This is a genomic window from Nocardiopsis sp. NPDC006832 (genome assembly GCF_040635885.1).
Lineage (GTDB): Bacteria > Actinomycetota > Actinomycetes > Streptosporangiales > Streptosporangiaceae > Nocardiopsis.
On the sequence record NZ_JBEYLC010000103.1, the window covers coordinates 1 to 11845 of the forward strand.

An 11845-nucleotide genomic window follows, 5' to 3' on the forward strand; every position below is an offset into this window, starting at 1 on the left:
CCTCGTCGATGCCGCTCCCGCGGCGCACCCCTCGGACGTCGGACACTCACTGGCGACCCGGCGCACGGGACTGCCCCATCGGGTGGCGGTCGTGGGCCGGGACCGTGACGAGCTGGCACGGGCACTGGCCGCCTACGTGGACGGCAGACCCGACCAGAACGTCCACCAGGGACGTGTGCGGGAGGGTGGAACGGCCTTCCTCTTCACCGGGCAGGGAGCTCAACGGCCGGGTATGGGGGAGGAACTGCACGCCGCCTTCCCCGTGTTCGCGGACGCCTTCGACCGAACCGTCGCGCTCCTGGATAGCCACCTCGACCGTCCCCTGAAGGACGTGGTCTGGGCCGTCCCTCGCACCGAGGCCGCGGGCCTGCTGCACGAAACCCTGTACACGCAGTGCGGCACCTTCGCCCTTGAAGTCGCCCTCTACCGCCTCTACGAAAGCTGGGGGGTGCGTCCGGGGCACCTGCTGGGTCACTCGATCGGTGAGATCGCGGCCGCGCACGTCGCCGGTGTTTTCGACCTCGCCGACGCCTGTGCGTTGGTCGCCGCCCGCGGCTCCCTCATGCAGGCCCTACCTCGTACCGGCGCGATGGTGTCCTTCCGGGCGTCGGAGGCCGAGGTGGCCCCGTACGTGGCGGAGTGGACGGGGGTCGTGGACATCGCCGCGGTGAACGGTCCGCGCGCGACCGTCGTCGCCGGAGGGGCGGCCGCGGTCGAGGAGATCACGGCGTCGATGAACGCCGACGGTGTCAAGAGCCGCCGGCTGAACGTCAGCCACGCGTTCCACTCACCACTCATCGACCCCATGCTCGCGGACTTCCGCCGGGCCGTGGAGGGCTTGACCCTGCACGAACCCCTGATCCCGGTCGTCTCCAACGTGACCGGTGGCCTCGCCGGTCCGGGGCTGCTGAGCGACCCCGAGTACTGGGTCGGGCACGCCAGGAAGCCGGTCCGTTTCCTGGACGGCGTGCGGGCCCTGGAACAGGCGGGGGTGGTCCGGTGCCTGGAGTTGGGCCCGGACGGCGTGCTCACCGTCGGCGCGAAGGAGTCGTACACCTCCGACGCGGTCTTCCTGCCCGGTCTCCGCCGCGACCGTGAGGAGACCGTCACCGCGGTCGCCGCCCTCGCCGGGCTGCACGTCGACGGCGATCAGGTCGACTGGGACGGCTTCTTCGATGGTGGACATCGGGTGTCGCTACCCCACTACGCCTTCCAGCGCCGACGGTATCCGTTGCCCGAGCCGGTCGCGGGACCGGAGCGGGAGTCTCGCGCCCCCTCCGAGATCCCGGCACCCGAGCCCGTCGAAGCCGACACCGACACCGACACCGGTGCCGACACCCGAGCGCCCGCGATCGACCCACTACCGCTCGTCCTGACGCACGTGGCGGCGTTGTTGGGTTACGAACACCCTGGTGACATCGACCCCCGGACGTCCTTCCAGGACCTGGGGATGAGCTCGCTCACCGCCGTGGAGTTCCGTGACGGGCTCGCCGGTGAGGTCGGGGCGCGACTCCCCGCTTCCCTGGTCTACGACCACCCCACCCCGGAGGCGGTGGCCGCGTACCTGGGGACGGACCGTCGAGACGCGGAGCAGGGCGTCGGTCCGGCGGACCCGTCCGAACCCATCGCGATCGTCTCCATGGCCTGTCGGTTCCCCGGCGGGGCCGACACCCCCGAACGACTCTGGGAGATCGTCCGAGAGGGACGCGACGTGGTCGGGGACTTCCCCACCGACCGCGGATGGGATCTGTCCGCACTCTTCGCGTCGCAGGGAAGGGACGCCGGCACCAGTGCCACCCGCCAGGGCGGGTTCCTGCACGAGGCCACCGACTTCGATCCCGAGTTCTTCGGTATATCCGCCCGAGAGGCGGCGTCGATGGAGCCCCAGCAGCGGTTGTTGCTGGAAACCTCGTGGGAGGCCCTCGAAAGAGCCGGTATCGTCCCGGACTCCCTCCGCGGTGGCGACACCGGTGTCTTCGTCGGAGCCATGCCGCAGAAGTACGGTCCCGAGGAGACGGCGACCACGGAGGACGTCGCCGGGTACCTGCTCACCGGAACCACCACCAGCGTGGCCTCGGGCCGGATCGCCTACACGTTGGGTCTGCAAGGTCCCACGCTGTCGGTCGACACGGCGTGCTCCTCCTCCCTCGTGGCCATCCACCTCGCCGTGCGCGCGCTGCGCGCGGGCGAGTGTGATCGGGCGCTCGCCGGTGGGGCCACCGTCATGTCCGACCCGGGGATCTTCAGCGAGTTCACGCGTCAAGGAGGTCTCTCTCCCAGCGGCAGGTGCCGTCCCTTCTCCTCGGACGCCGACGGCACCGGGTGGGGCGAGGGAGCCGGCATGCTCCTCCTGGAACGTCTGTCCGACGCTCGAAGGCACGGGCACAAGGTGCTGGCCGTCATCCGAGGGACGGCGATCAACCAGGACGGCGCCAGTAACGGACTCACCGCGCCCAACGGCCGAGCACAGAGCCAGGTGATCCGGCGTGCCCTCGCCGACGCGGACCTGACCCCCGCGGACGTCCAGGCGGTGGAGGCACACGGCACCGGAACGGTGCTCGGAGACCCCGTGGAGGCGAACGCCCTCACCGACGCCTACGGAGACGGGTCCGAGGACTCTCCGCTGTGGTTGGGGTCGTTGAAGTCCAACATCGGCCACACACAGGCGGCGGCCGGTGTCGGCGGCGTGATCAAGATGGTCATGGCCATGCGTGGGGGAGTGCTGCCGAGGACACTGCACCTGGAAGAGCCCACACCGCATGTGGAATGGAGCCGGTCACGGCTGCGCCTGCTCGAGGAGGCCCGGCCCTGGGCCGGCACGGACGGACCGCGCAGGGCCGCGGTCTCCTCGTTCGGTATCAGCGGTACCAACGCACACGCCGTGCTGGAGGAGGCTCCGGAGTGGGCCGACGTCTCGGACGGGTCCACGGCCTCCGGACCGGAGACGGTGCCCGTCGCCCTGGCGGCCAGGAACGAGGGGGCGTTGCGTGCGATGGCCGGGAGGCTCCGCGCGCGGATCGCGGAGGAGCCCTCCGACGTCGTCGACCTCGGCGCCACTCTGGCGACGTCCCGTACCGCCTTCTCACACCGGGCCGTGGTGTTCGCGTCCGAAGGTCGAAGCCTCGACGAAGGGCTCGCCGCGCTGGAGGGCGGTGGCGAGCACGTGGACCTGGTCCGGGGCACGGCCCCCGGACGGGCGAGGCGTCCCGTCTTCGTCTTTCCCGGTCAGGGTTCGCAGTGGAAGGGCATGGCACGGGGGCTCTGGGAGACCCATCCGGCCTTCGCCGAGGAACTCCGCGCCTGTTCCGACGCCCTGGGGGAGTTCCTGGACTGGGACGTGGTGGACGTGCTGCTCGGACGACCGGGTGCGCCCTCCCTGACCCGGGTGGACGTGGTCCAGCCCGCGCTGTTCAGCATGATGGTCTCGCTGGCCGCCATCTGGCGTGAGTACGGGGTCGAACCCGCCGCGGTCGTCGGACACTCCCAGGGCGAGGTGGCCGCCGCCTACGTCGCGGGTGCGCTGTCGCTGTCGGACGCCGCCAGGATCGCGGCCCTGCGCAGCCGGGCCTGGTCCCGGCTCGACGGGGCCGGGGCGATGCTGTCCGTCCATCTCCCCGCGGACGAGGTGGGGGAGAGGATCCTGCCATGGGGCGACGCCCTGGCCGTGGCCGCCGTGAACGGACCGGCGTCGACCGGGGTCTCCGGCGACCCCGGGTCGATCGAGGAGTTGTCGGCCGCCCTCACCGCCGAGGGCCACTCGGCGCGCAGGATCCCAGAGGTCAACGTCGCGGGGCACTCTCCGCAGGTCGAGGTACTGCGCGAACAGATGCTCGCGGACCTGGAACCGGTACGACCCCGGGCCTCCCGCGTCCCCTTCTACTCGACCGTCACCGGCGGTGCGCTCCCGACCGAAGAGCTCGACACCGTCTACTGGTACCGCAACCTCCGGGAACCGGTGCGCTTCCACGACGCGATCACGACGCTCCTCGACGCGGGCCACGAGGCCTTCCTGGAATCCGCTCCGCACCCGGTGCTCGCTTCCGCCCTGAGGGAGACCTTCGAGGAGCACGGTCGCCCGGCCGTCCCGCTGGCCACACTCGCCCGTAACAAGGGCGGCGGCGACCGCTTCCTGCGGGCCGTGGGAGAAGCGCACGCGAACGGGGTCGTCGTCGACTGGGAGCGCGTCCTGGGGAACAGGCCCCCGGTGGACCTTCCCACGTACCCCTTCCAACGCAGGAGGCTCTGGCTCGGCAGGGCCCGAGGGAACGCGGATGTGGCCGCGGTCGGACTGGACCGGCGGAATCACCCCGTGATCAGCGCGTCCACGGAGCTTCCGGACGCCGGCGGACACATGTTCCTCGGCCGACTCGGCCCACAGGACTCGCCCTGGCTCACCGACCACCGGATCGGGGAGACCGCGGTCGCGCCCCCCGAGTTCTTCCTGGAACTGGCCATGTACGCGGCCGGCGAGGTGAACCGTGACGTCATCGACGAGCTGTCCCTGGAAAATCCGCTGGTGGTACCCGAGAACGGCGGTACGGCGGTCCGGGTCGTCGTCGAACCCCCGGATGAGGAGGGGCGCAGGGTCCTGCGCGCCTTCTCCAGGCCCGAATCGCACGGACGCGACTGGACGCTGAACGCTCGGGGCGTACTCGGTGCGGGTGAGCCCACGGCCCCGCAACACGTCATACGCCCCAACGGGTCCCCGGTCGACCCCGAGAACCTGTACACGACGCTCGCCCGCCGTGGACTCGGCTTGGGCCCCGCGATGCGCACGTTGACGCATGTACGTCGGGACGGTCACGACGTCTACGCCGAGTGCTCCCTGGACCGTGCCGGTGAGTCGGTGGACGCGTCCGGGGGGTACACCCTCCACCCGGCGTTGCTCACGGCCGGGTCGCGGGCCGCGCACTCCGACGGCTCCGGAACGGTCGCCACGGTATGGCGGGGCGTGGAGGTCCACGCCGTCGCCGCGCGACGTCTGACCCTGCGCCTGACCGAGACCGGCCCGAACCGGTTCCGTGTCCTCGCCGTCGATTCCCAGGGCGACCCGGTTCTCACCGTGGAGGAGGTCCGGCTCGAAGAACCCTCGCCCGAGTGGAGTCGACCGCTCGCCGAGAGGGCCCCCGAACAGCTCTACCGGGTCGCCTGGACGCCCCGTTCCGGCACCGCCGCCGCTCCGGGCACGGAGGAACCCGAACTCCTGCGCCCGGCCCCGGTCGAGGGCTCTTCCGACATGGCCTCAGCGACACGTACGGTCCTGACGGAGGTCTTGGGGACCCTCCGGGAAGGGCTGGCGCAGGACCGTCTGATCGCGGTCGTCACCCGAGGGGCCGTTCCGACCTGCGAGGGCGACCCGGTCGACCCCGTCGGCTCGGCGGTCAGGGGACTCGTCCGCTCGGCACAGGCCGAGCACCCCGGCCGTCTGCTGCTCGTGGACATCGACGACTCTCCCGAGTCGGAGGCCGCACTCCACGCGGCCCTGGGTTCGGGCGAGCCCGAGTTCGCCCTCCGTCGGGGGTCCGTGCTGGTGCCGCGGCTGGAACCGGTGGCCGCGGCCACCGAGCCGGTGCCGCGGACCGAGGGCACCGTACTGGTCACGGGTGCTTCGGGCACCCTGGGCCGACTGGTCTGCCGACACCTGGTGCACACCCACGGGGTACGGAGCCTGCTGCTGTTGAGCCGGCGCGGGGCCGACGCCCCGGGCGCCGCCGACCTGACCGAGGAGTTGACGCGGGCCGGCGCCCAGGTGCGTTGGGAGGCCTGTGACGCGGCGGACCGGGATCGGCTGTCCGAGGCGTTGGCCTCGGTCCCCGAGGACGCGCCGCTCACGGGGGTCGTCCACGCCGCGGGGATCCTCGACGACGCGGTCTTCACCTCCTTGACCTCGGAGCGGTTGGAGCGTGTCCTGCGGCCGAAGACGGACGCGGCGGTCAACCTGCACGAGTTGACCGCGGACCATCCGATCTCCCTGTTCGTGCTCTACTCCTCCGTCATGGCCGTCCTGGGTGGTCCGGGCCAGGCCAACTACGCCGCGGCGAACGCCTTCCTCGACGGCCTGGCCGCCCACCGCAGGTCCCTGGGCCTACCGGCGACCTCGTTGGGTTGGGGGTACTGGGACCAGCGCAGCGGGATGAGCGGCCACCTCTCCGAAGCGGACCTCGCGCGGATGGCCCGCTCCGGGATGCTGCCGCTGGCCACGGAGGAGGCCCTCGCCCTCTTCGACTCCGCCGTGGGGACCGGTGCGGCCCACACCCTCCCGGTACGCCTCGATTCGAGCGCACTGGGAGTACTCGCGGGGGAGGGGACCCTTCCTTCGCTCTTCCGCTCCCTGGTCGGGCGTCGTGCCGCCGCCTCCGTCGGAGCCGGCGCGGATCCGGATCCGCTGACCGAACGCCTGTCGCGAATGCCGGCGGACGAGCGTGAGGGTGCGCTCCTCGACCTGGTCCGCGAACACGCCGCCGTCGTGGTCGCCGCACCGGAACCGGGGGCGATCGACGCCGACGGAGCCTTCAAGGAGATCGGCTTCGACTCCCTGATGTCGGTCGAACTGCGCAACCGTCTGAACAATGCGACAGGGCTGCGCACGCCGACCACGCTCCTCTTCGATCGGCCCACCCCGAGGGAGGTGGCCCGGGACCTGGCGACCCGTCTGTTCGGGGATCGGGTCGGGAGCACCCGGACCGAAGCACGCTCCGTGCTCCCCGCCGACCAGGACGATCCCATCGCCGTGGTGGCCGTCGGCTGCCGCCTCCCCGGCGGGGTACGCGGACCGGAGGACCTCTGGAACGTACTCCGGGACGGAGAGGACACGATCTCGGACTTCCCGGCCGACCGCGGTTGGCCGACGGACCTCTACGACCCGGACCCCGACAGCAGGGGCAAGTCCCGAGTGCGATCGGGCGGGTTCGTCTATGACGCACCGGACTTCGACGCCGAGTTCTTCGGTATCTCCCCGCGGGAGGCGCTGGCCATGGACCCCCAACAGCGCATGCTGCTGGAGGTCTCCTGGGAAGCGGTGGAACGCGCGGGCATCCCCCGGAGCGCCTTGAAGGAGGAACCGGTCGGGGTCTTTGTGGGGACCAACATGCAGGACTACGCCGCGGACGGCAGGCAGGTCCCGGAAGAGGTCGAGGGCTACCTGTTGACCGGGCGGTCACAGAGCGTGGTCTCCGGCCGGGTCGCCTACTCGCTCGGGGCGGAGGGCCCGGCGGTCACCATCGACACGGCGTGCTCCTCCTCCCTGGTGGCGATGCACATGGCGGCCCAGTCGCTCCGTAGGGGCGAGTGCTCGCTCGCTCTGGCCGGAGGCGTCACCGTGATGTCCCGCCCGCTCCTGTTCGTCGAGTTCAGCAGGCAGCGCGGACTGGCTCCGGACGGCAGGTGCAAGACCTTCTCGTCGGCCGCGGACGGCACCGGCTGGTCCGAAGGGGCCGCCCTGGTCGTGCTGGAACGGTTGTCCGACGCCCGCCGTAAGGGGCACCAGGTGCTGGGGCTGCTCAGATCCAGCGCGGTCAACCAGGACGGCGCGAGCAACGGTCTGACCGCGCCCAACGGGCCCGCGCAGCAACGCGTGATCCGGCGGGCCCTGGACGAGGCCGGACTGGAGTCGGCCGACGTCGATTTCGTCGAGTCGCACGGTACGGGCACCGTGCTCGGTGACCCCATCGAGGCACAGGCGATCCTGGAGACCTACGGGCAGGACCGCCCTCCGGAGAGGCCGGTCCTGGTCGGCGCCATGAAGAGCAACTTCGGCCACACCCAGGCCGCCGCCGGGGCGGCGGGGGTCATCAAGGCGCTCATGGCGATGCGTCACGAGGAACTGCCCCCGAACCTGCACTGTGAGAACCCCTCCGAGCACGTGGACTGGGACACCGGGGCCGTGCGTCTGCTGGACTCCTCCACGCCCTGGAATCGCCGTGAGGACGGCGGACCCCGGCGCGCGGGTGTCTCGGCCTTCGGTATCAGCGGCACCAACGCCCACGTGATCATCGAGGAGCCGCCGACCCCGATCCCGACCGAGGTCGAGGGACCCGAAGCCTCCGAAGGCCATGGGGAACAGGGGCCGCCGTTCGCGTGGCCGCTCTCGGCGCGCTCCGCCGCGGCCCTGCGCGCCCAGGCCGCATCGCTGCACGCCCACGTGGTGGCTCGTCCCGGCCTGGACGCGGCGGACGTGGGCCACACCCTGGCGGTCGGCCGGAGCGGTTTCGAACACCGGGCGGTCGCCGTCGGTGACGATCGCGACGCCCTTCTGGCCGCATTGCGTGAGATCGCGGAGGGGGGCGAACCGTCGTCGGGCAAGGGGGACGCGGGCGGAACGGCCTTCCTCTTCACGGGACAGGGAGCCCAGCGCGCGGGTATGGGCAGGAGACTGCACGCGAGGTTCCCCGCGTTCGCCGAGGCGTTCGACGCCGTCTGTGCCGAGTGCGACCCCCTTCTCGGCCGTTCACTTCGCGAGATCGTGTTCGCCGAGGCGGAGCACGCGGACCCGGAGACGTTGAACCGCACCGAGTTCGCCCAACCGGCCCTCTTCGCGTTCGAAGTGGCCCTCTACCGGCTGCTGACCGGCCTGGGCCTGAAACCCAAGGCGCTGATCGGGCACTCGATCGGAGAGTTGGCGGCGGCCCACGTCGCGGGTGTCTGGTCGCTCCGTGACGCGTGCGCGCTGGTGGTCGCCCGGGGCCGGCTCATGCAGCGGTTGCCCGAGGGCGGTGCGATGGTCGCGGTGAGCGCGCCCCGAGAACAGGTGCTCGCCGCGATCGAGGAACACGGAGGGGCGGTGTCCCTGGCCGCGGTCAACGGTCCCCGATCCTGCGTGATCTCGGGTGCCGTGGACGCGGTGGACGAGGTCGTGGCGGCGCTTCCGGGCAGGTCGAAGCGGTTGACGGTCAGTCACGCCTTCCATTCACCCCTGATCGAACCCGTCCTGGACGAGTTCAGGGCGGTCGCCGAGCGGATCGACTACCGAGAACCGACGGTTCCCGTGGTCTCGAACGTCACCGGGGCCTGGGCGCACGGTGAGCTGACCGACCCCGAGTACTGGGTGGCCCACGCCCGGCAGGCCGTGCTCTTCCACGACGGCATCGGGGAACTGCGTGCCTCCGGCGTGCGCCGTTTCCTGGAGGTGGGTCCCGCCGGGATCCTGACCGCCGCCGTGAGAGAGGGGCAGGACGAGGACGTCGTCGCCGTCCCCGCCCAACGGAGCGGCGCTCCGGAGACGGAGGCGTTCGCCTCCGCGCTGGCCCTCTTGTACGCCCAGGGGGAGACGGTCGACTGGTCCGCGTGGAATCGGGGAAGACGCCTGGTCGAGCTTCCGACCTATCCGTTCCAGCGCCGGCGCTACTGGCTGGAGGACCGGGTCCGGCCGACCCCGGCCGACCCCGGAGAGCACGAGTTCTGGAGCGCGGTGGAGAACCGGGACTCCGAGGGGATCAGAAGCCTCCTCGGGTTGGACGCCGACGTGACCTTCGACGGAGTACTCCCCGCCCTCGCCCGGTGGTACCGGAAGGATCGGGGCATCTCGTCGGACACGGGGCCGGGTTACCGCCTCGCCTGGCGGCCCGCGGTCCGATCCCGGGGCGCCCTGGCCGACAGGTGGCTGCTGTTCACCCCGGACGGGCGGGAACCCTCCGACGCCGACGTACTGGCCGGGGCCCTGCGCGCACGCGGCGCCGAGGTCGTCGAGGTCGAGGTCGACACGGTCGACTGCTCCCGGCCCTCGCTCCGTGAGGCGGTGCGCCGGCACACCGGGGACGACCTTCCGGCGGTCTCCGGTGTCGTCTCTCTCCTGGGCCGGGACGAGCGTCCCCACGCGCAAGCACCCGGGATCGCCGCCGGATTGGCCGCCAACATCCATCTGCTCCAGGCACTGGAGGACACGCTCACCGGTGTGCCGCTGTGGATGGTCACCAATGACGCCGTCGCGGTGCGTCCCGACGACGGCCCGGTACGGCCGGCACAGTCGGCGATCTGGGGAATGGGGCGTTCCCTGGGACTTGAACACCCGGATCGTCTCGGCGGACTGGTGGACCTCCCGACACACGTGGACGACCGTTCGGCCGAGGCCTTCGTCGACATTCTGAGCAGGACGGACGCCGAAGACCAGGCCGCCGTCCGATCGGGCGCGGTGTCCGTCCCCCGCGTCGTTCGCGCCCCCGCGCGCACCTCCGAGGAATGGCGGACCAGCGGCACCGCCCTGGTCACCGGCGGCAGCGGTGGGATCGCGGCGCACCTGGCCCGATGGCTGGGCGAGCGCGGAGCCGAGCACATCGTCCTGTTGAGCAGAGGAGGGGGAGAACCCGACGGGGTGGACGACGTCCGTGCACTCGGGGTGCGGGTGACCGCTCTGGCGTGCGATGTCGCGGACCAGGCCGCCCTCGCCGCGGCCGTCAAGGACGTGGAGTCCGGGAGCGGTCCGGTGCGGTCGGTCCTGCACAGCGCGGGCGTCGTCCGGTTCGCACCCTTGGCGGGTACGAGCCTGGACGAGGTGGCCGAGTGCGCGTCGGGCAAGGCGCTCGGCGCGCTCAACCTGGATCGCGTCCTCGGAGACCGCGACCTCGATGCCTTCGTCCTCTTCTCCTCCGTCGCGGCGGTCTGGGGCAGCGGTTCCCAGGGTGCCTACGCCGCGGCCAACGCCTACCTGGACGGGTTGGCGCAGAACCGGCGGAGCCGGGGCCTGAGAGCGACCTCCGTCGCCTGGGGGCCCTGGGGCGGCGGGGGCATGGCGCGGATCAACGGCGTCGACGAGCACCTGACCCGTCGGGGACTACGCCCGATGGACCCCGATACGGCTCTGGGCGCGCTCGCCCACGCGGTGACGGGAACCGACCCGTGCGTGGTCGTCGCCGACGTCGACTGGGAACGTCTCTCGGTCGGATACACCGCTGAGCGCACACGACCCCTGCTCGACGAACTCGGCTACGCGCAGGGGCCGGGTGAGGAGGAACGGACCGACACCGGGACCGAGGCGCAGGAGCACGACGGTTTCGCCGAACGGGTGAGGACACTGTCGTCCTCCGAACGCCGACGCGTTCTGCTGACCCTGGTGCGGGAAGAGACCGCGCGCATTCTCGGCCATCCCTCCCTGGACGCCGTGACCCCGTCCCGTGCCTTCCAGGAGGCCGGGTTCGACTCCCTCATGGTGGTCGAACTCCGGACCCGGCTCAGGGCGCGGACGGGTCTGAGGGTGAGCGCCGCCACCATCTTCGACCACCCCGACCCGCGGGCTCTGGCGGAGTACCTGGCCGACCGACTCGCCGAGGGCCCGAACGATCGCGCGGCCGACGAAGCGGGCTCGGTGAACGAAACGGATTCCGAGTCGGCCGTCGGCCGGTACATCGAGTCCTCGAACGCGGACGACCTGTTCGATTTCATCGACAAGGAGCTTGGGGCACCATGAGCGACGAGAGACTGCTCGCCTACCTCAAGAAGGTCACCGGCGAGCTGCACAAGGCCCGACAACGCCTACAGCAGATGCCATCGGACGAGCCGATCGCGGTCGTGTCCGCCGGCTGCCGCCTGCCGGGTGAGGTCGACTCACCGGAGGACTTCTGGGATCTGCTGTCCACGGGATCCGACGCGATATCGGGGTTTCCCACCGACCGGGGCTGGCCCACCGACATCCACTCCAGCGACCCCGAGGAACACGGCCGGACCTACACCGACCGCGGCGGTTTCCTCCGAGGCGCGGCCGAGTTCGACCCCGAGGCCTTCGGGATCTCGCCGCGTGAAGCCACGGCGATGGACCCCCAACAGCGCCTTCTCCTCGAACTGGCGTGGGAGACGTTCGAGCGCGCCGGAGTAGCCCCCTCGTCGCTTCGGGGAACCCCCACCGGAGTGTTCGTCG

Annotated in this window: 2 protein-coding genes; both read left to right on the forward strand. The window is 71.4% G+C overall.

The window, feature by feature from the left end:
• The first annotated feature begins 91 nt into the window (after window positions 1–91).
• Window positions 92–11398: a type I polyketide synthase gene (locus tag ABZ717_RS27500; RefSeq protein ID WP_358515816.1), complete on the forward strand. Its 11307-nt coding sequence runs from the start codon at window positions 92–94 to the stop codon at window positions 11396–11398.
• A partial coding sequence (locus ABZ717_RS27505) for a beta-ketoacyl synthase N-terminal-like domain-containing protein (RefSeq protein ID WP_358515819.1) occupies window positions 11395–11845 on the forward strand: 451 nt, incomplete at its 3' end. The genes ABZ717_RS27500 and ABZ717_RS27505, both read left to right, overlap by 4 nt.